Origin of the sequence: Pseudomonas sp. LW8 (assembly GCF_041956865.1) — a bacterium.
Classification (GTDB): domain Bacteria; phylum Pseudomonadota; class Gammaproteobacteria; order Pseudomonadales; family Pseudomonadaceae; genus Aquipseudomonas; species Aquipseudomonas siliginis.
The window spans coordinates 1674783-1694538 of the sequence record NZ_CP168138.1; the positions used below are offsets into that span (position 1 = coordinate 1674783).

A 19756-nucleotide genomic window follows, 5' to 3' on the forward strand; every position below is an offset into this window, starting at 1 on the left:
GCAAAACAGATAACAGTTAGAGATATTACCCGTTATATCGATATTCGATTCGGATCTACCATGGACTCAACCTCACCAGAGGACAGGAGTTCATGATGATCTGCCCCAACAGTGTCACCCCCGGCTATAGACCTTTCAGCCAGCTGCAGCATCCGCGCGAAGTGATCCGCCAGTTCACGCCGAACTGGTTCGCCGCGACCATGGGCACCGGTGTGCTGGCATTGGCGCTGGCCCAGTTGCCGCTGGCCATTCCCGGATTGCGCGCTGTGGCCGAAGGGCTGTGGTTGTTCAACATTCTGTTATTCACGCTGTTTACCATTGCCTACGCCGCGCGCTGGATTTTGTTCTTCGACGAGGCGCGGCGGATTTTCGGCCATTCGACTGTATCGATGTTCTTCGGCACCATTCCCATGGGCCTGGCGACGATCATCAACGGCTTTCTGTTGTTCGGGCTGCCGCGTTGGGGCGACGGTGTCATCCAGCTCGTTGAAGTGTTGTGGTGGATCGATGTAGCGATGTCGCTGGCCTGCGGTGTGTTGATTCCGTACATGATGTTTACCCGTCAGGAACACAGCATCGATCAGATGACTGCGGTCTGGTTGCTGCCGGTGGTGGCGGCGGAAGTGGCAGCGGCCAGCGGCGGTTTGCTCGCCCCGCATCTGACCGACGCCCATGCGCAACTCGTCGTACTGACCACCAGCTATGTGCTCTGGGCTTTCTCCCTGCCGGTGGCGTTCAGCATTCTGACCATCCTGTTGTTGCGTATGGCCTTGCACAAACTGCCCCACGAAAACATGGCCGCGTCGAGCTGGCTCGCCCTCGGTCCGATCGGCACCGGTGCGCTGGGCATGTTGCTGTTGGGCGGTGAGGCGCCAGCGATTTTTGCCGCCAATGGCCTGGCTGGCGTCGGTGAAATCGCTTCGGGCCTGGGCCTGGTGGCGGGGATCACCCTGTGGGGTTTTGGTCTGTGGTGGATGTTGATGGCACTGTTGATCACCGTGCGTTATCTGCGTGACGGCATTCCGTTCAACCTCGGCTGGTGGGGCTTCACCTTCCCATTGGGCGTGTATTCGCTGGCGACGCTGAAGCTGGCAAGCGTCCTCGGCCTCATGTTTTTCAGTGTGTTCGGTACGGCGCTGGTGATTTTGTTGGCGGCAATGTGGCTGATCGTCGGCAAGCGCACCGTGCAGGGCGCGTGGCGTGGCGAGCTGTTTGTCTCGCCGTGTATTGCAGGTTTGAAGAAATAATCCGAAAAGTTTAGGTAAGGTGTGGCCTGGATCGTGGTGCGGGATTCCAATAACAAGCACCCAGGCCTCACTACCTAACATCAGGAAACACGGAAGATGAGTCACCCCTCACAGTTCAACCTGTTGCGCACCCGGCGCTTTTTGCCCTTCTTTATTACCCAGTCGCTCGGCGCGTTTAACGACAACGTGTTCAAGCAGTCGTTGATCCTCGCCATCCTCTATCGGTTGACCATCGAGGGCGATCGCTCGATCTGGGTCAACCTCTGCGCGCTGCTGTTTATCCTGCCGTTTTTCCTGTTCTCGGCGCTGGCCGGGCAGTTCGGGGAAAAATTCGCCAAGGACGCGCTGATCCGTCTGATCAAACTCGCGGAAATCGCCATCATGGCCGTAGGATCGATCGGCTTTCTCTTCGATCATCTGTCGTTGATGCTGGTGGCGCTGTTCGCCATGGGCACGCACTCGGCGCTGTTCGGCCCGGTAAAGTATTCGATCCTGCCGCAGGCCTTGCGCGACGATGAACTGGTCGGCGGCAACGGTCTGGTGGAAATGGGCACGTTTCTGGCGATTCTCGCCGGGACCATCGGCGCCGGGATCATGATGTCGACCGAGCACTACGCGCCAGTAGTCTCCGCCGCGATCGTCGGCATTGCCGTGCTGGGTTATCTGGCCAGCCGCAGCATTCCGCGCGCGGCGGCCTCGTCGCCGGAAATGCGCCTGAACTGGAATATCTTCAGTCAGTCCTGGGCGACGTTGAAACTCGGTCTGGGCCAGACGCCTGCGGTGTCGCGCTCGATTGTCGGCAACTCGTGGTTCTGGTTCGTCGGGGCAATCTATCTGACGCAGATCCCGGCCTACGCCAAGGAATGGATGCACGGTGACGAAACCGTGGTCACGCTGATCCTGACCGTGTTCTCGGTGGGCATCGCGCTGGGTTCGATGCTCTGCGAGAAGCTCTCAGGGCGCAAAGTCGAGATCGGTCTGGTGCCGTTTGGCTCGTTTGGCCTGACCGTGTTCGGCCTGTTGCTGTGGTGGCATTCCGGTGGGATCCCGGACAGCGTCACCGGCCATAGCTGGATTGCGGTGCTGGGCTTCGTTCACACCTGGGCGGTGTTGATCGACATCCTTGGCCTCGGCATTTTCGGTGGCTTCTATATTGTCCCGCTGTACGCACTGATCCAGTCGCGTACGGCTGAAAACGAACGGGCGCGGGTGATTGCCGCCAACAACATTCTCAACGCGTTGTTCATGGTGGTGTCGGCGATTGTTTCGATTGTTTTGCTGAGCGTCGCCAAGCTGTCGATCCCGCAACTGTTCCTGGTGGTGTCGCTGCTGAACATCGGCGTCAACGCCTACATCTTCAAGATCGTTCCGGAATTCAGCATGCGCTTCATGATCTGGCTGCTCAGCCATTCCATGTACCGCGTCGAGCACCGCAACCTTGAAGCGATCCCGGACGAGGGCGCGGCGCTGCTGGTGTGCAACCATGTGTCGTTCGTCGACGCCTTGCTGATCGGCGGGGCGGTGCGTAGGCCGATTCGCTTTGTCATGTACTACAAGATCTACAACTTGCCGGTGCTGAACTTCATCTTTCGCACGGCGGGCGCTATTCCGATTGCCGGACGCCAGGAAGATATCCAGATCTACGAAAAAGCCTTTACCCGCATCGCTCAGTATTTGAGGGACGGTGAGCTGGTGTGTATTTTCCCGGAAGGCAAATTGACCGCCGATGGCGAGATCAACGAGTTTCGCGGCGGCGTGACGCGGATTCTCGAAGAGACCCCGGTGCCGGTGATTCCGCTGGCGCTGCAAGGATTGTGGGGGAGTTTCTTCAGTCGCGATCCGAACAAGGGCTTGTTCCATCGCTTGTGGTCGCGGGTGACGCTGGTGGCGGGGCCGGCTATTACCGAAGGGACCGAGCCGGCGAAGTTGCAGGTGTTGGTGGGGGAGTTGCGCGGATCCGTCAGATAGTTGTTGACTGGACGGCCCTCATCGCTGGCAAGCCAGCTCCCACAGGTTCGATGGTGTACACCAATCTTGTGGGAGCTGGCTTGCCAGCGATGGGGCTGGTGGCTTAAGCGCTGACCTTGAGCCCGATCAAACCGGTGACGATCAACGCCACACTGGCCAGCCGAATCAATGCCATCGACTCGCCGAACAAAATGATCCCGGCGATCACCGTGCCCACCGCACCTACGCCGGTCCAGATCGCATACGCCGTACCCAATGGCAATTCCTTCATCGCCAGACCGAGCAAACCAAGGCTGATGGCCATGGCGGCAACGGTGAGGGCGGTGGGAAGCGGGCGGGTGAAGCCGTCGGTGTATTTCAGGCCGACGGCCCAGCCGACTTCGAACAGGCCGGCGCAAAACAGAATGATCCAGGACATGCAGGACCTCCATCGATTGACGGGGTCGTCCCCAGATGAATGACTCGATCGAGCCGCAGGGTCGTCCCCGCGTTGCGCAATATAGTGACGAGCATTAACCCGGGGATCAAGTTTTCAGCCTCAGTCGACAGCCCGTTGCGCGAGGTTGTCGCGGTCTTCCTTCTCGCTCATGCGCCGGAAGTACGTCGACAGCAGCGCCCCGGAGATATTGTGCCAGACGCTGAACAGCGCGCTCGGCACCGCCGCCAGTGGCGAAAAGTGCGCACTGGCCAATGCCGCGCCCAGTCCCGAATTCTGCATGCCGACCTCCAGTGCCAGCGACTTGCGCTGAGCCAGAGGCAAGCCGAACAGGCGTCCGGTGAAGTAGCCGAGCAGATAACCGAAGCTGTTGTGCAGCATCACCACGGCCATGATCAGCAGGCCGGACTCGGCGATTTTCGCCTGACTGGCCGCCACCACGGCGGTGACGATAATCACGATGCTGACCACCGATACCAGCGGCAACACATCCACCGCATGCCGCACCTTGTCGCCGAGCAGACGCTGCGCGACCACGCCGAGAACGATCGGCAACAGCACCACTTGCAGGATCGACCAGAACAGCTCCATGAACGATACCGGCAGCCACGCCGAGGCCAACAGCCAGATCAGTGCCGGGGTCAGCAGTGGGGCGAGGAGGGTAGTGACCGCGGCAATCGCCACTGAAAGCGCCAGATCACCGCGTGCCAGCCAGGTCATCACGTTCGAAGAGGTGCCGCTCGGGCAGCAACCGACCAGAATCACCCCGACGGCGATTTCCGGCGGCAGGTGGAACACCTGGCAGAGCAACCACGCCACACCGGGCATGATCACGAAATGCGCAACCACGCCCAGCGCCACCCGCCACGGATGGCGAGCGACGGCAGCGAAGTCGTCGAGCTTGAGGGTCAGGCCCATGCCGAACATCACCAGACCCAGCAGCGGTACGATCGCGCTTTTCAGGCCGATGAACCACGCCGGTTGCAGGAAGGCCACGACGGCGAATATCAGAACCCAGTAAGCGAAGGTATTGCCGACAAAGCGGCTGAGTGCAGCCAGTGCGCGCATGGCTTGATCCTTATTATTGGTTACACCACAAAACATTGTGGGAGCGAGCCTGCTCGCGAAAGCGGTGAGCCAGATACATTAATGTTGCTGGCGCACCGCATTCGCGAGCAGGCTCGCTCCCACAGGTTAGATGCTCGTCAGAGTCAGATCCCCTGCGGCATCTCTTCCCCACCCAACGCTTCAACCAGCGCCGGCAGGAAGTCGCCGAAGGTCAGCATCATCAGGGTGAAGCTGGCATCCAGTTGGCCCAGGGCTTCATCACCACCGTCCTGTTCCGCCTGATCCTGCAGCAGATCCTCGAATTTCAGGCGCTTGACGGTCATCTTGTCGTCGAGCATGAACGACAGTTTGTCCTGCCAGGCCAGCGACAGCTGAGTGACGACTTTGCCGGTGCTCAGGTGCAGCTGGATTTCCTCGCTGGTCAGGTCCTGACGCTTGCAACGGACGATGCCGCCGTCTTCGTGGGTATCGCGCAGTTCGCACTCGTCCAGTACATAAAAATCGTCGGCGGCTTTCTGCGTGGTGACCCACTCGGTCATCACCGCAGTCGGTGCCATTTTCACGGTCAATGGACGCACGGGCAGGGTGCCGATCACTTCGCGCAGCGTCGACAGCAGGTCTTCGGCGCGTTTCGGGCTGGCCGAGTTGACCAGGATCAGGCCCTGTTTCGGCGCGATCGCGGCGAAGGTCGACGAACGACGGATGAACGCGCGCGGCAGAAACGCCTGGATAATTTCATCCTTGATCTGGTCGCGTTCCTTCTTATAGACCTTGCGCATCTGCTCGGCTTCGATCTCTTCGACCTTTTCCTTGACCGCGTCACGCACGACGCTGCCCGGCAGAATGCGTTCTTCCTTGCGCGCAGAGATCAGCAGGAAATCGCCGCTGACGTGCACCAGCGGCGCATCTTCGCCCTTGCCGAACGGTGCAACGAAACCGTAAGTGGTCAGCTCCTGGCTTGCACACGGCCGCGCCAGTTTGGTCGCCAGTGCAGTTTCCAGCGCCTCGGCATCGACAGGCAGGTCTTGGGTCAGGCGATAGATCAGCAGGTTCTTGAACCACATGGGGCGAGTCACTCCTTTATACAAAGGGGGGCATTATTGTCTTCGCCGGGGCATAGGCCAACCCTTCTCTAAGCCTTTGGAAGGCCTCGGAAAATTATTTAAAAAAGTGCTTGCCAGAGGTTGGGGTGCTCCGTAGAATGCGCGCCACACCGAAGCGAAGGGTGATTAGCTCAGCTGGGAGAGCGTCTGCCTTACAAGCAGAATGTCGGCGGTTCGATCCCGTCATCACCCACCATTCGTTTCAAGTGTTTAGCGCAGCGGTAGTTCAGTCGGTTAGAATACCGGCCTGTCACGCCGGGGGTCGCGGGTTCGAGTCCCGTCCGCTGCGCCATATTCGGTAACCTGGACCACTGAACGCCAGGTAACCACGGAAAAACCCGCTGAGGCGGGTTTTTTTCTGTCTCAAGGTTGTACCCGCGGGATGTATCGTTTCACCGGTTTTCAGATTTTTTTGAAAAATATTCAATTAAATCAACACTTTACGAAAACTTGTGGCATAATGCGCCCCGTAACGAAGCGAAGGGTGATTAGCTCAGCTGGGAGAGCGTCTGCCTTACAAGCAGAATGTCGGCGGTTCGATCCCGTCATCACCCACCATTCGTTTCAAGCGTTTCGCGCAGCGGTAGTTCAGTCGGTTAGAATACCGGCCTGTCACGCCGGGGGTCGCGGGTTCGAGTCCCGTCCGCTGCGCCATATTCGGTATCTGGAACTGAACGCCAGACACCACAAAAAGCCCGCCTTGTGCGGGCTTTTTGCTGTCTGCGATTTATGAAATCGCCGCGCTACTGCGCCGCATTGCGGGCATGCCGATAATCGCTCACCGCCTCGTACACTGCCTTGCGCAAGCGATTGATCCCGCCAATCGGCCGATGCGCGTCGATGCCGAACCACGGGTTGAACGACAGGTTGTCGCATTGCAGATTCAGCGCCGGCGTATCGAAGTCCTGCGCGGGCAGGGTGATCCGCGCCACCGTTGCAAACGGCGCATCCTGCTCACGCCACTCAATGCTGGTGTTTTCGATCGGCATGTACTTGTTCGCGTCCTGGCGCTGGATCTGCAGGGCAAAACACGCCGGCACCCGATCCGTGGATAACTGTTGATTCAGTGCACTGCGCAGAAAATTCGGCAAGTCGTGATTCTGTTTGGGCAAGGTATACGCCGGGCAACGCTCCGGATCCGGCACGACGCGGAATTTCGCATTGGCCTCACCGAACTTGTAGGGTGATACCGAGAAATATGTAGTCTCGGTCGGACTGTCCGGCGGCGCTGACAGGGTTGCCAACGCGATGAATAGATGACGGACCTGCCAGGTGCGCGGATCCCACGTCGGAAAAAACGCCATGACCTTCTTGCCGTCAGCCTGCGCCGCTACATTCTGACGATACTCGGCGACATCGCTGACAAAGAAATTCGGATGGCTGAACATCACGAAATCCTGTTCATGCTGGTCCTGGCGGTTGCCGAGCAGTTGCTTGCCAGGAACCTCGAACAGCTTGATTGCCATCCCGCGCGCGTCGCGAATGCTGTCGAATTGCGGGTAGGCATTACCGTTGGACAACCGGATCAGCGCCTGCCAGGTCTTGCCCGGCTCGCTGAACACCCCCTGCCGCAGCGATTGCGCCAGTTCCGGTAACACTTGCACTTGCGCCTTCACGCAGCCATGCGCCTTGGCGTGGGCATCGCGCAGATAACGCGTGCTTTCGCGATGCTGGTCGACGATGCGCACAGCGGTTTGAATGATGTCCTGGGTCATCGCCGCTTCGCCTGGTGGAATCTGTTCCTGCGCCGACACCGGCCCACGATGCTGCCAAGCGAACCACGCGGCGGCGATGGCCCAGCCGAGCAGGCCGATGATCAGCAGGATCAGCAGCGTCTTGCCAAGCAAACGCCCCAACCAGAGCCAGAAGCGCGCCAGTGGCGGCAGTTCTTTTTTGAATGTCGGCATGATCATGGCAACTGCGCCTCCAGTGGTCCGCCCAGTACTTTCAGATATTCGAGCAGCGCCCAGCGCTCCTCGGGTTGCAGGAGGCGGCCGATCACCCCGTTGCCGCGCGCGCCGGCGCGGAATTCGTGGCCGCTGTTGTGGTTGCCGCTGATGCGCGTGTCGAACAGAAAACCGTTGGTGAAAGGTTCGGTGCGATAGCCGAGGTGGCGCGGGTCGTATTCGAGCGTGCCTTTATAGAAGGTGGTGGCGCGCTCATCCTGCGGTGACAGCAACTGATAGATGCTTGGCACCGAACCGTTGTGCAGAAACGGCGCAGTCGCCCATACGCCGGCCAGCGGCCGGGCCTTGTAAGCGACTTTCTCGCGCACGCCGATCGGCAGGCCGAAACCATCCATGCGCGGTTTTTCTTCCGGCGTGATCTGCGCGTCGCGATAGGCACGGTTTTCCACGAACGCGGTGACGTAAGCCAGGCCCTTGGCCACCGACAATTGGCTCAGATCAAGCGGCGCTTTAGGTTCGGGGTGCAGTCTGACGTCCATTTTTTCCAACTCTTTGACATCCCATTGCAGCGCGCTCAGGTCGAAACGATGGCTGGCAACGTTGTTGGCCGCATTCGGATCGGTACCGATCACCTCCACGGGAATCATGTGCAAGTGCTGCACCCAACGTTCGCCTTCCTGCGATTGGCGCGGGACATGGCAGCCGGCGCAGTTTTCCGCGAACAGCGCGCGGCCTTTGGCGGCCAGCGGCTTGTCGATCGCACCGAACAGATCTTCCGGCCAGGTCGGCGGCTTCAACTGCTGCAAGGTTTCTTCGATGGCGTGCAGATCGCGCACGCGCACGCTGGAGGGGTAGCGCTCAGCACCTTGCAGCGGCTGGCCGTTGCCGTCGAAGAAATTCAATGTGGCTCCGACGCCGAGCGCTTCGCCGATATTGCGCGCCATCGGCTGCTGGGCCGAGCCATTCCACTGCACCCAGTCGAACGTCCACATGTCCCACAGCTGCGGATAATCCACCGGGGCATCGGCTACGCGGTAGTTGGCAGGGGAAATCGCATCGCCAAACGTCGCGTTGGCAATCCGGCCGAACGCATCGGTGCGCCCCGGGCCTTCCTCGGTCGGGTACAGGCCGCGATGGGTGTCGTTCCACGCCACTTTGATGAAGGTGTTCAGCGAGGTCTTGAACTCGCTGCGCAATTGTTCGCGGCGCGCTTCGTAATCATCTCCGAGCACCTGGCGGGCGAAGCGCTCGAACTTCCACGGGTTGTAGTAAGTCGAGGCGAGACTGGCGACCAGGGCCTGTCCGAAACTGCCACCGCGCAACGTAGGAACGCTGGAAGGCAGCACGTGCTGTGCGCTGCCGCCATCGATACGTACGGCCTGGCCTTTGATGCGCAACTCGCCGGTGTGGCAAGCGGCGCAGGTGATGTCCAGATAATGCTCCGAGGCGTTGCCGGGATTCTCGTGCCGGGCAAAACCGACGGGAAGGTTGCCGGGGTTGTTCGCGCTCGCTTTCTGCTGCGGGTCGACCAGGAAGCCGAAACGGGCGAGATATTCAGGGGAGGCGAAGCGCTGCTCGGAGAAGGGCAATTCCAATGCCTGGAACCACTCGTAACGCAGGCCTTTGACTTGCGTTCCTTGCGGCGTGAAGTAGTAGGTCTGCCGTTCCTCTTCGCTCCATTGATCCAGGTAACGTACCTGTTGCGGCGGGGTGTAGAAGGGCAATTTCGGGCTGGCGACGTAATAGACGATCACCGCGAGGGCGATTATCGCCAGCACGATCACCAGAGTGAGAACGCGGAATAGAAGGCGCAAGTTAAACATCCTTGTCGAATTGTTGCGCTGTTATGCCTGAGCCATGACTGCTGGGCAAGTGGCCATTACGCCAGACGCTGAGGCAAGCTCCGATGACGCTTGTCGTCCGTGGATGACAGAAGCTTCATCCAGCCGTTGCCCAAATGCGTTTTAATCCCTGAACTTATCGGAAGATTCCTGCTCTCATGCCGGTAGCCATTGGTCGTGGCGGCCTGATAAGCTCGCGGCTTTACTCGATTGCCCATTCGGCGCATGAACAAGGAAATAGCATGAAACAGCATCGGTTGGCGGCGGCGGTAGCCCTGGTTAGCCTGGTACTCGCGGGTTGTGACTCGCAGACCAGCGTAGAGCTGAAAACCCCGGCGCAAAAAGCTTCCTACGGCATCGGCCTGAACATGGGCAAAAGCCTTGCCCAGGAAGGCATGGATGATCTGGACTCCAAAGCGGTAGCCCAGGGCATCGAAGATGCCGTTGGCAAGAAAGAACAGAAGCTGAAAGATGAAGAACTGGTCGAAGCCTTCGCCTCGCTGCAAAAGCGTGCTGAAGAGCGTATGGCCAAGATGAGTGAAGAGTCGGCAGCCGCCGGCAAGAAATTCCTCGAAGAAAACGGCAAGAAAGCCGGTGTGACCACCACCGCTTCCGGCCTGCAGTACGAAGTAGTGAAGAAAGCCGACGGCCCACAGCCTAAGCCGACCGACGTCGTAACTGTTCACTACACCGGCAAGCTGACCAACGGCACCGTGTTCGACAGCTCCGTAGAGCGCGGCAGCCCGATCGATCTGCCAGTCAGTGGCGTGATCCCGGGTTGGGTTGAAGGTCTGCAACTGATGCACGTTGGCGAGAAGTACAAACTGTACATCCCTAGCGATCTGGCTTACGGCGCTCAGTCGCCAAGCCCGGCAATCCCGGCCAACTCGGTTCTGGTTTTCGACCTGGAACTGCTGGCCATCAAGGATCCAGCCAAAGAAGACGCCGCTGCCAAGTAACACGCAACGGCTCGAAAACAACGCCTCGCACATGCGGGGCGTTGTTGCATCTGCAGGTCAGGGAAGGTAAACAGAGCGAACTGACAGCGATCAGCACAGTCATAGCTTTGAGGCTGCCCGCGCTAGACGCCCTGAGCTGCCAAGTCAATGAAATATTGGGCTTTTTTATGTGAGTAAAAAACGCCCGATCTGAGCGCAGCCCTTATGAAACGGGGCTCTCAGCGCTGAAATGCAGCTCTGTTCACAAGGTTATCCACAATTTGTGTGGATAACATTTCAACGGGAAGAATAGATGAAAGCTCCGTGGAATTTCGCTCGATTCCTGCCGTTGGCCGGTCGCCTGCTGGCCCGTGGACGCTTGCCGACCCTGTTGTTTGCCGTGGCCAGCAAAGGCGCCGCGCAAGGCAATCGCCTGGGCAAACTCAAGGATGATCTGCGCTTGCTGCAGTCGCTGTGCCTGGCCTACTGGCGTGGCGAGTATCGCGCGATCAGTGCCAAGTCGCTGATTTCGGTGGTGGCCGGCCTGATGTATTTCCTCAGCCCGGTGGATGCCATTCCGGATTTCATTCCCATGTTCGGCATGCTCGATGACATCGCTGTCCTCGCCTGGCTGATGAAAACCCTCGATGATGAGCTCAACGCCTTTCGTCTGTGGCGCAAGCGCCAGCAACCGGAGAAGCTGGCGGTGGTTGAACGCCTCCCTGATACCCCTGAACAATTGCAGCTGCAAGGCCCGAAAAAGCCCTGACTGACGAAGACTGCCTACAGATAGATACCACTCGCGACCTTGGCCGCTGTTAGGATTACACTTCTAGGGAAAAGTGCCGACTCGCTAAGTGGTGTTGTCCTACGGGGTAGTCATGGATATTCAGATAATTGCACGCGATGGCGAACCCGAATACGCGGTTCTGCCGTGGGCTCAATATCAGGCTTTACTGAAAGCAGCAGGGATCAACGCAACACCGGTGCAGCAGCCAGCAGCGCCGCTCGCCGCCTCGCCGGAGCCGATTCTTCCGGGTCTGGATCAATTACGCAGTTTGCGCGAAGGGAAGGGCATCGCCATCGAGGCGCTGGCCCGCACGGTAGGTATCAGCCCGTCTTATCTGGCCATGATCGAAAGTGGTGAGCGTCAGCCCGACGCCGCGATTCGCCGCAGCCTGGCCTGGGAACTGACGGTGCCGGGTTGGAGGGACGAATCGTGAGCGTACGAATCAGCCGTCAACATTGGGACGGATTGCTGGGGGAACTGGACCAGGCGCGTCGTCAGCGCCATCTTCTCACTTATCGAGCCTTGCTTGAGCGTTTGCAGCTGCCGACGCCGGCGATGCAGACACTGACGGCTGCGCTGGAGCATCTGGCCGCACTGGACGCCAAAGCCGAGCAGCCGTTGCGCAGTTCGCTGGTCATCAGTCAGGGCGCCAGTCGTTTGCCGCGTACCGGTTTTTTTGAATGTGTCGAGCGTCTGGGGCGCTTTTCCGGGCCTTCGGATGGCGTTGCAGCGGCGTCCTGGCATGCGTCGGAAGTGGTGCGCGTCTTCGAATACGAATACCCGGAATCGGCGGAGGCCTGAGTGTTTCTGCGCCTCAAGGCGCGGGCCGGTTACTGGCTGGCCCGCAGGCTGTTTCATTGGTCGTGGTTCGTTCGCCAGCCGCGTGGCTGGCGCTGGCTCGAAGGCCAGTTTGCACGCATGGCCAACCTCGGCGATGTCGGTGCGCAAAGCTTTTATGGGCACATTCTGACTTTTCGCGGCGTCGGGTTAGGCGCGCGTGAAGAAGGCGTGCGCTTACTGCGTCTGGCGGCGTTGGCTGGTGATGGTAAAGCGGCGTATCAAGTCGGCGTGATCAGCCTCGCCGGTACCCCGAGCAAGGCGCCGGATCCCGCTGAGGCCGCTCGTTGGTGGAGCATGGCCGCCGAAGCCGGCCACCCGTTGGCCGAGCTTAAGCTGCAACAGCTGATGGCTGGTGATTCAACGCAGTAATTCCATGTATGTCTTCTAAGTAAACGCGGCGTGAGGTTTTCCTCACGCCGCGTTTACGTTTTTGCCTGCACGTTTTTCGCTGGATGTTGGATTGCAGATTAGTCCTACATCCTTTGCCTACTCGCCTGACTTCTTTCCTTTCTGATCCCCCGCACAGTTCCCGCGACTAATTTCTTGCGCGAGGGACCGCTCATGCTTCAGCCCGTTTTTCAGCCCACCTTGTCTGCCTGCGTGTGTTGATGGAAGCCATCGCTCGCATCGAGCAGGAACTCGACAGTTTCCCGCAAACGCTCAGCCTCTACCGCAAACAGCTCGATCACTGGCTCAGTCGCAGGGTGGACCAGATCAGCGAGGCAGCAGACCTGCCATCGCTGGTGGGCATGGAGCGGATCATCCGCTTCGGCGATAGCCGCACGGCGGTCAGTAGCAGCGACGAGGAGTTTTCTTCCAGCGTTGTCCAGTGCCCGCAGGGCGGGCTCATGCAGATCGAGAGCAAGTTCGAATCGGTCTACGACATCCCGCTGGGCAACATTTCCGTCGATGTGGTCGACGTGGATAGCGGCAAAACCAGCCCGGTCACCCTTGATCAGCAGGGCAAGGCTGAATTCAGAGGCGAAGAGGGCAAGTTCTACCGCGTTCTTGTGCACAGCGCTGTCACCTCCAATCAAGTCGCGAAGCTGTTCGAATCCTATGACGGTTTGACCGGCGAGCTGGACGGCTGGCTGCGTAGCGAGTGGCAAGGTTTCAAGCCGCAGTGGTCACAGTCGGTAGCGGCCGCAGCCAGCAACGGCATGCTCGCCGGCAGTTGGGCGGCCATCGAGGGGGTATGGGACAGCCTCGGACTGCTCTCGGAAATTCTTCAGGAACCCGGCAAGTTCGCCGAGCGTTTGGGCAGTGGCGCGGCTGAGCTGATCGAGCTGGCACAGACCGCGCCAAATCTCATGGAAAAGCTGCAGTTGCTGGTCAGTGACGAAGCGGCGATGTGCTTGCTGCTGCGGTCGGCAAGCCTGTGGCTGGACATGCTGCCGCCCAGCGAGATTGCCGGCAAATCTGCTGAAGTGGCGTCGATGATGATCGTGCAACTGATCATCGATGTGTTGATCAGCGTGGTGCTGACGTTTGTCGGAGCGGGGGCGGGGATCGCTTATCTGACGCTGCGTCTGGCTGACCGTGCAACGCAGCTGTTCAACGTCGCCAAGCGTCTGGTCAAGGCGCTGTTCAGCATCGTCAGCGCCTTCATTGAATACGTCGACCGCTACAAAGCCGTTGCCGCGCGGGGCATCGCCGCCGGGGTGAAAAAGGGCCGGATGCAATTGCGCTGGGATGCCAAGCGCAACGCCATGTTGAAGAAAGACGAGCCCCACGACGACGTCCCCGACCAGGCGAAAAACCCCAACGGCGATGCCGCCGACTGCGTCCCCAATACCTGCAAAAACGGCTGCCCGGTGTCGATGGTCACCGGCGAGGAACTGCTGACCCTGACCGACGCGGTGCTCGATGGCGTGCTGCCCTTCGAGTTCACCCGCTTGTACCGCAGCAGCGCGGTCGAGATCGACATCGGCCTGGGTTTTGGCTGGAGCCACACGCTGGCCCATCGCCTGTCCTTCGACGGCGATGGCGTGATCTGGATCGACCACGAAAACCGCCGCACTCGTTTTCCCCTGCCCAACGTCGCGCGCCCAGCGATTCACAACAGCCTGTCGCGGGCGGCGATCTTTCTCGGTGATGAACCGGAAGAACTGATCCTCGCCCTAGCCGGGGAAAACGCGCGCTTCTACCACTTTCGCGCCGGCCGGCTGACCGCAATCAGCGACGTCTACGGCAATCGTCTGACCCTGCAACGCGATCGCTCCGACCGCATTCAGCGTCTGGACAACGGCGCCGGCCGCGCCCTGCTGTTGCGTTATGACCGCGCGCAACTGGTGGCGATCGATTATCAGGTGTTCGTCCAAGGCGAGTGGACCACCGAGCAAACCCTCGCCACCTACAGCTTCGATGCCCGGCAACGCCTGCTGACCGCGACCAACGCGGTCGGCGACAGCGAACGCTACGACTACGACGACCATCACGTCATCCTCCAGCGCCAGCTGACCGGCGGCGCGAGCTTCTTCTGGGAGTGGCAGCGCGAGGGCAAAGCGGCGCGCTGCGTGAGGCACTGGGCTTCGTTCTCGCAGATGAACACCCGTTACGTCTGGAACGATGACGACGCCAGCGTGACCGTGCATTACGTCGACGGTACCGAAGAAGTCTACGTCCACGACGAGCGCGCGCGACTGGTGCGCCAGGTTGCGGCCGATGGCGGCGAGCAGCTCAAGGCTTATGACCAGCAGGGGCGATTGATCGCCGAGCAGGATGCGTTGGGCGCGGTCACCGAATATCGCTACGACGAACTCGGACGGCTGATCGCGCTGATTCCGCCGGACGATGCACCAACGTCCTACGAGTACCGCAACGGCTTTCTCTACAAGCGTTGCCGTGGTGATGCGGTGTGGATCTACCGGCGCAACGCTGAAGGCGCCGTTACCGAAGCGGTCGATCCCCACGGCCAGGTCACCCATTACTACTACAACCTGCGCGGGCAATTGCTGTCGCTGCGTTATCCGGACAGCAGCCGCCACCGTTGGGTGTGGAACGAGCTCGGCCAGCTCATCGAAGAAACCCTGCCCGATGGCGGCGTGCGGCGCTTTTCCTACGATGCGCTGGGACGGCGGATTACCACCCATGACGAATTTGGTGTTGTCAGTCGTCAGCAGTGGGACGCGGCCGGCCGACTGATCCTGACGACTTCTCCTACGGGAAGCACGCGCGCCTACAGCTACGGCGCCTACGGCCAGATCACCGCTGAGCGCGACGAGCTCGGGCGCATCACCCGCTACGAATATGACGACGACCTGCATCTGGTCTCGCGGCGGATCAACCCCGACGGCACCCGCGTGCAGTACCGCTATGACCATGCGCGGCTGTTGCTGACCGAAATTGAAAACGAATCGGGCGAAAAATACCGACTGGATTACACGCCGACCGGATTGATCCGACAGGAAACCGGGTTTGATGGGCGGCGCACGGCTTACGTCTACGACCTCAATGGTCATTTGCTGGAGAAGACCGAGTTTGGTGATTTCGGCCCCAGTCTGGTCACCCACTATGAGCGCGACAAGGCCGGGCGTTTGCTGGTCAAAACCCTGCCCGATGGGCTCAAAGTCCGCTACGACTATGATCGCCTCGGGCGCTTGGTTGCCGTTGATGACGGGCAAAACCATCCGCTGGCCTTCGAGTATGACCGTCAGGACCGGCTGATCACCGAGCATCAGGGCTGGGGCACCTTGCGCTACGCCTATGACGCCTGCGGTCAGCTCAAACGCCTGCGTCTGCCGGACAACAGCAAGCTCGATTATCACTACGCCAAGGGCGGTGCGCTGTCAGCCATCGACCTCAACGGCACGCCGCTGACCCGGCATGTGTATCAGTCCGGTCGCGAACAGCAACGCCAGCAAGGTCTGCTGCTCAGCGAATACTCCTACGACGATCAGGGCCGCTTGCTTGCCCACGCTGTAGGTCATCGCCACGCTTCGCTGTACCGCCGCGATTATGCCTACAGCGCCAACGGCAATCTCGAGCACATCGCCGACAGCCGCCACGGCCAGCGCACCTACGGCTACGACGCCCTCGACCGGTTGATCCGCGTACGTCACTCGCGCGACGAACTGCCCGAATCCTTCGCCCACGACCCGGCGGGCAACCTGCTGATGCAGGACCGCCCCGGTCCCGCGCAGATCAAGGGCAACCGCCTGCTGATGCAAGGCGACCGCCATTACGACTACGACGCCTTCGGCAACCTGATCCGCGAACGCCGAGGCCACGGCCAGACCCTGGTCACCGAATACCGCTACGACTGCCAGCACCGCCTGATCGGCCTGACCCGCCCCGACGGCCAGACCGCCACTTATCAATACGACGCCTTCGGTCGCCGCATCCGCAAAACAATCGACGGCGCCGTCACCGAGTTCTTCTGGCAAGGCGAACACCTCGTCGCCGAAAGCAGCGCCACGCAATACCGCAGCTTCCTCTACGAACCCGGCACCTTCCGCCCGTTGGCGATGCTCGACGGCAAAGGCCCGAAAAAAGCCTGCCCGTTCTACTACCAACTCGACCACCTCGGCACCCCGCAGGAACTCACCGACTACAGCGGCGAAATCGTCTGGTCCGCGCAATACGACGCCTACGGCAAAGTCGCCGCTGTGACCTTGGCCGGCGAAGACTACCTCGACCAACCGCTGCGTTTTCAGGGGCAGTACTTCGATGTTGAAAGTGGCCTGCATTACAACCGCCATCGGTATTACGACCCGAGATTGGGGCGGTATCTGACACCGGATCCGGTGAAGCTCGCGGGTGGGTTGAATCAGTACCAGTACGTGCCGAATCCGACGGGGTGGGTGGATCCGTTGGGGTTGACGTCCAATTGCCCGCCGCCGAAGAAGCCTGGGTGTGAGGTTCCGGGTGGGATTGGTGGGGCTAAAGTGGATGATGGTGAACCTGCGCTGCCGAAGATGACGGCTCAGGAGCGTCGGGCGAGGATTGATGAATTAGCTGAAGAAAACGCATACCGACGTTTGCATGAAATGGAGAATCCACAAAATGGAGAGCATTTTCTGGAAAAGCACGGCGCCCAAACAACACTACGGTCGCAATTTGAAAGGATCATGACAGGAAAAAATCCAACGACTGGCGTTATAGAGACCTACACCGGTGGATCACACCATGGAGAACCTAAAATTCCAAGCGCGGCTACTCATTTTTTCAGCCATAGAGATCAGCTGAACGCTATCTATAGAGCAAAACTTATATTCCGTCAGACTAATCTTCAAACATCTAGAAGGCCTATGGACATGGGAAAGATAATTGGGGAAGGTTATACCAGAGACGGCATTTATGGGCAGCAAAGGAAAGCCGTGGTTATTCTGAGAGCTAATGGCGATACCGTGACTTCATATGCGGATTTTGAATGATGAAAAAAACGTATGAAATTGTAGATATAAAAAACTTATTGTTTGTTTTTGATATAGAAAATACTACTGATGTCGAGAGGGAGCGATTAATAGTTGAAAAAAATGTAAACGATTCGCGTCAGTTAAAAGAGCTTTTCGATACTGTGTTAAGGCCTGAATTTTGTGAATACACAGATGCAGAACAAGAATCGCTAATAAATACTGTCGAACATTTTTTGGAGAGAAACGACAATTTCGACCGTGTATTTAACCGAATGACAACTTATTTTGACGAAGAAATTACCGATAGGTCTAGTTTTATGAGACTTCTATTGGAGTGCTTAACAAGGTATCGGGATGAAACGGGCTGTGGCTAAAAATCTGCATTCTGGAGTGGCGCCTGGCAAGTAAGCACGCACTCTACTACGTCGAGTTTAACCGACTAACTGTGATGCCTTTGGAGACGCAGTAGGATCGAGCAAATACACACTAAACCCCACAACCCCCTTCGCATGATGCTTAGCCTGCGAAGCCATCTCCGCAAGCTGGCTGGCATCAAGCGCTGCACAAGCTTCAGGTCGCAAATGCACCACCCCGATCGATAACGACAACAACGCAAACTCCTGCCGCACACCCTGGCGATTCGGCGCAATAAAACATCCCGCCTCAAGGTGTTCAGGCCGATAGAAGCGGCGGCATTGGCTTTGGAAATCGTCGAGCAGTTGGTTGAGGCGTTTGCGCCAGTCTTCGGGGCCGAGGACGAGGAGGAAGTCGTCGCCGCCTATGTGACCGACAAAGTCGCGGGTGGGGTCGATGCGTTCGTTGAGGCATTGCGCGAGGCAGAGCAGGACTTCGTCGCCGCGACCGTAGCCGTAGATGTCGTTGAAGGGTTTGAAGCTGTCAATGTCGACGTAGCAGATGATCGATTCGCGGGCCTGTTGCAGCAGGCGGGTGAGGCACTGCTGGATCGGTACGTTGCCCGGCAGCAGGGTGAGGGGATTGGCGTAGCGCGCCTGCTGGATTTTCAGTTCGGTGATCAGTTTCAGCACGTCGATCACTCGGCCGAGGCCTAGATAACCGCCGTTGAGGGTGATGATGAAGTCTTCTTCGATGCGCTGGCGGGCGCGGCTGGTGATCAGGCGGCTGACTTGCTGCAGCGACTGGCTGATTTCCACGGCGAGGAAATCATCGTTCATCAGGCGGCTGATCGGTTTGCGCGCGAACAGATCGGTGGCAAACGGTTTGAGCAGTGCGTCCGACAGCGAGTGGCGATGGACGATGCCGCAGGGCTGGCCTTGTTCGTCGAGCACCGCGAGCGAATTGAGGTTGGCCTGGCGGCGAAAGGCTTCCAGTACCGTCGCGGTGGGCGTATCGCGTTGCACGGCGGGCTGGTCGTTGAGCAGGGCGCTGAGGTCGCTGCCTTCGTCATTCAGTGCGACGGCGCTGCTGTCGTGTTTGGGCATCATCGCGCGAGCGTCGCGGGACGGATGTTCCTGAGGGCGGCCGAGCAGGTAGCCCTGCACCAGGTCGACGCCCATTTCAGTCAGCACCGCGAGTTCTTCCGGTAGCTCGATGCCCTCGGCGATGACTTGCGCGCGCGAGGCTTTGGCAATTTGCAGAATCGAACCGACAAACTCTCTTTTCAACGCATCCTGATGAATGCCATCAATGAAGTGCCGGTCGATCTTCACGTAATCCGGACGCAATTCCGACCACAGGCGCAGGCTCGAATACCCTGCGCCCAAGTCGTCCAGCGCAATGGAAAAACCCATCGCCCGGTAGTGATACAGGGCGGTTTGCAGCAACTGGAAGTCATCGATTGGCGTCTGCTCGGTGAGCTCGATGACCACTTGGCTCGGCGCAATGCCCAAGTCCTGCAGCAGTTGCAACGTACGCCCGGGTTGGTGCGCGGCTTCGAGCAAGGATTCTGGAGACACGTTAAGGAACAGCTTGCCCGGCAGTTGCTGCTCATTGAACCGTCGGCAGGCGCTTTGTCGGCAGGCGATTTCCAGTTCACTCAATCGACCAGCCTGTCGCGCCACGGCGAACAGGGCAATCGGAGAGTGAAGAGGGCTGTTGGACGGGCCACGGGTGAGGGCTTCGTAACCGAGAATGCGGCGTTCGGAAAGACAGATGATCGGCTGGAACAGGCTGTGTAAACCGCTTTGAGTCAGGATCGAGCTCAAGGCGCTCAGCTGTTCGGTCGTGGTCATGGCAGTCTCTGGCGATAAAAAAAGGACCGGGAGCGCTTGCTCCCGGTCCTT

The 19756-nt window shown here is 59.3% G+C and carries 15 protein-coding genes and 4 tRNA genes; 13 read left to right on the top strand and 6 right to left on the bottom strand.

The annotated features are described in order from the left end of the window. Positions 1-95 precede the first annotated feature (95 nt). Together AB9L16_RS07615 and AB9L16_RS07620 are read left to right on the top strand one after the other, a co-directional pair. Complete coding sequence (locus AB9L16_RS07615) at positions 96-1247, top strand: TDT family transporter (protein WP_375123314.1); 1152 nt, start codon at positions 96-98, stop codon at positions 1245-1247. A 96-nt stretch (positions 1248-1343) separates the two neighbouring features. Next, positions 1344-3215, top strand: a complete 1872-nt coding sequence (locus AB9L16_RS07620) for an MFS transporter (protein ID WP_252869040.1) — start codon at positions 1344-1346, stop codon at positions 3213-3215. A 103-nt stretch (positions 3216-3318) separates the two neighbouring features. Here AB9L16_RS07620 and sugE read toward each other — a convergent pair whose 3' ends face one another. The 3 genes from sugE to rdgC all read right to left on the bottom strand — a co-directional run bounded on the left by sugE (position 3319) and on the right by rdgC (position 5783). Continuing rightward, positions 3319-3633, bottom strand: coding sequence for a quaternary ammonium compound efflux SMR transporter SugE (gene sugE, locus AB9L16_RS07625; protein WP_041479526.1), 315 nt, complete (start codon positions 3631-3633; stop codon positions 3319-3321). Between the two features lie 120 nt (positions 3634-3753). Next, a complete protein-coding gene (locus AB9L16_RS07630) occupies positions 3754-4719 on the bottom strand; it encodes a bile acid:sodium symporter family protein (RefSeq protein ID WP_130900882.1) in 966 nt (321 codons plus the stop codon). A gap of 143 nt (positions 4720-4862) precedes the next feature. After that, positions 4863-5783 (bottom strand): recombination-associated protein RdgC, encoded by a 921-nt coding sequence (rdgC, locus tag AB9L16_RS07635; RefSeq protein WP_024012190.1) that lies wholly within the window; start codon positions 5781-5783, stop codon positions 4863-4865. A gap of 159 nt (positions 5784-5942) precedes the next feature. Here rdgC and AB9L16_RS07640 point away from each other — a divergent pair. The 4 genes from AB9L16_RS07640 (at position 5943) to AB9L16_RS07655 (ending at position 6476) form a co-directional block, all read left to right on the top strand. Beyond that, a tRNA-Val gene (locus tag AB9L16_RS07640) sits at positions 5943-6018 on the top strand. Positions 6019-6037: 19 nt separating this feature from the next. Further along, a tRNA-Asp gene (locus AB9L16_RS07645) sits at positions 6038-6114 on the top strand. Positions 6115-6304: 190 nt separating this feature from the next. Continuing rightward, a tRNA-Val gene (locus AB9L16_RS07650) sits at positions 6305-6380 on the top strand. A 19-nt stretch (positions 6381-6399) separates the two neighbouring features. After that, positions 6400-6476, top strand: a tRNA-Asp gene (locus AB9L16_RS07655). An 89-nt stretch (positions 6477-6565) separates the two neighbouring features. On the opposite strand, the gene AB9L16_RS07660 is transcribed toward AB9L16_RS07655, so the two are convergent. Next, positions 6566-7735 (bottom strand): catalase family protein, encoded by a 1170-nt coding sequence (locus tag AB9L16_RS07660; protein ID WP_375123315.1) that lies wholly within the window; start codon positions 7733-7735, stop codon positions 6566-6568. Next, positions 7732-9543, bottom strand: a complete 1812-nt coding sequence (locus AB9L16_RS07665; protein WP_150636749.1) for a di-heme-cytochrome C peroxidase — start codon at positions 9541-9543, stop codon at positions 7732-7734. The genes AB9L16_RS07660 and AB9L16_RS07665 overlap by 4 nt, the downstream gene beginning before the upstream one ends. Positions 9544-9812: 269 nt before the next feature. Here AB9L16_RS07665 and AB9L16_RS07670 point away from each other — a divergent pair, with 269 nt between their 5' ends. The 7 genes from AB9L16_RS07670 to AB9L16_RS07700 all read left to right on the top strand — a co-directional run bounded on the left by AB9L16_RS07670 (position 9813) and on the right by AB9L16_RS07700 (position 17869). Continuing rightward, complete coding sequence (locus AB9L16_RS07670; RefSeq protein WP_016773732.1) at positions 9813-10529, top strand: FKBP-type peptidyl-prolyl cis-trans isomerase; 717 nt, start codon at positions 9813-9815, stop codon at positions 10527-10529. A 292-nt stretch (positions 10530-10821) separates the two neighbouring features. Beyond that, positions 10822-11277, top strand: coding sequence for a YkvA family protein (locus AB9L16_RS07675; RefSeq protein WP_016773733.1), 456 nt, complete (start codon positions 10822-10824; stop codon positions 11275-11277). Between the two features lie 112 nt (positions 11278-11389). Further along, complete coding sequence (locus AB9L16_RS07680; protein ID WP_056783977.1) at positions 11390-11731, top strand: helix-turn-helix domain-containing protein; 342 nt, start codon at positions 11390-11392, stop codon at positions 11729-11731. Beyond that, on the top strand, positions 11728-12099 hold the full coding sequence (locus AB9L16_RS07685; protein WP_003223109.1) for a hypothetical protein: 372 nt from the start codon (positions 11728-11730) through the stop codon (positions 12097-12099). Before AB9L16_RS07680 ends, AB9L16_RS07685 begins: the two co-directional genes overlap by 4 nt. Next, on the top strand, positions 12100-12507 hold the full coding sequence (locus tag AB9L16_RS07690; protein ID WP_076566754.1) for a sel1 repeat family protein: 408 nt from the start codon (positions 12100-12102) through the stop codon (positions 12505-12507). A gap of 239 nt (positions 12508-12746) precedes the next feature. Next, on the top strand, positions 12747-17513 hold the full coding sequence (locus tag AB9L16_RS07695) for an RHS repeat-associated core domain-containing protein (RefSeq protein WP_375123316.1): 4767 nt from the start codon (positions 12747-12749) through the stop codon (positions 17511-17513). After that, positions 17513-17869 (top strand): hypothetical protein, encoded by a 357-nt coding sequence (locus AB9L16_RS07700; protein ID WP_252887537.1) that lies wholly within the window; start codon positions 17513-17515, stop codon positions 17867-17869. The genes AB9L16_RS07695 and AB9L16_RS07700 overlap by 1 nt, the downstream gene beginning before the upstream one ends. Positions 17870-17926: 57 nt before the next feature. Here AB9L16_RS07700 and AB9L16_RS07705 read toward each other — a convergent pair whose 3' ends face one another. Then, the gene (locus AB9L16_RS07705; protein WP_375123317.1) at positions 17927-19705 is read right to left on the bottom strand and encodes a bifunctional diguanylate cyclase/phosphodiesterase; all 1779 of its coding nucleotides are present in this window, start codon (positions 19703-19705) and stop codon (positions 17927-17929) included. Positions 19706-19756 lie beyond the last annotated feature (51 nt).

Bases quoted from the DNA above. Each gene is read 5' to 3' on its own strand.
- AB9L16_RS07615 (WP_375123314.1), top strand. From the start codon at position 96: ATGATCTGCCCCAACAGTGTCACCCCCGGCTATAGACCTTTCAGCCAG.
- rdgC (WP_024012190.1), bottom strand. From the start codon at position 5,783: ATGTGGTTCAAGAACCTGCTGATCTATCGCCTGACCCAAGACCTGCCT.
- AB9L16_RS07670 (WP_016773732.1), top strand. From the start codon at position 9,813: ATGAAACAGCATCGGTTGGCGGCGGCGGTAGCCCTGGTTAGCCTGGTA.
- AB9L16_RS07620 (WP_252869040.1), top strand. From the start codon at position 1,344: ATGAGTCACCCCTCACAGTTCAACCTGTTGCGCACCCGGCGCTTTTTG.
- AB9L16_RS07705 (WP_375123317.1), bottom strand. From the start codon at position 19,705: ATGACCACGACCGAACAGCTGAGCGCCTTGAGCTCGATCCTGACTCAA.
- AB9L16_RS07630 (WP_130900882.1), bottom strand. From the start codon at position 4,719: ATGCGCGCACTGGCTGCACTCAGCCGCTTTGTCGGCAATACCTTCGCT.
- AB9L16_RS07680 (WP_056783977.1), top strand. From the start codon at position 11,390: ATGGATATTCAGATAATTGCACGCGATGGCGAACCCGAATACGCGGTT.
- sugE (WP_041479526.1), bottom strand. From the start codon at position 3,633: ATGTCCTGGATCATTCTGTTTTGCGCCGGCCTGTTCGAAGTCGGCTGG.
- AB9L16_RS07700 (WP_252887537.1), top strand. From the start codon at position 17,513: ATGAAAAAAACGTATGAAATTGTAGATATAAAAAACTTATTGTTTGTT.
- AB9L16_RS07675 (WP_016773733.1), top strand. From the start codon at position 10,822: ATGAAAGCTCCGTGGAATTTCGCTCGATTCCTGCCGTTGGCCGGTCGC.
- AB9L16_RS07695 (WP_375123316.1), top strand. From the start codon at position 12,747: ATGGAAGCCATCGCTCGCATCGAGCAGGAACTCGACAGTTTCCCGCAA.
- AB9L16_RS07660 (WP_375123315.1), bottom strand. From the start codon at position 7,735: ATGATCATGCCGACATTCAAAAAAGAACTGCCGCCACTGGCGCGCTTC.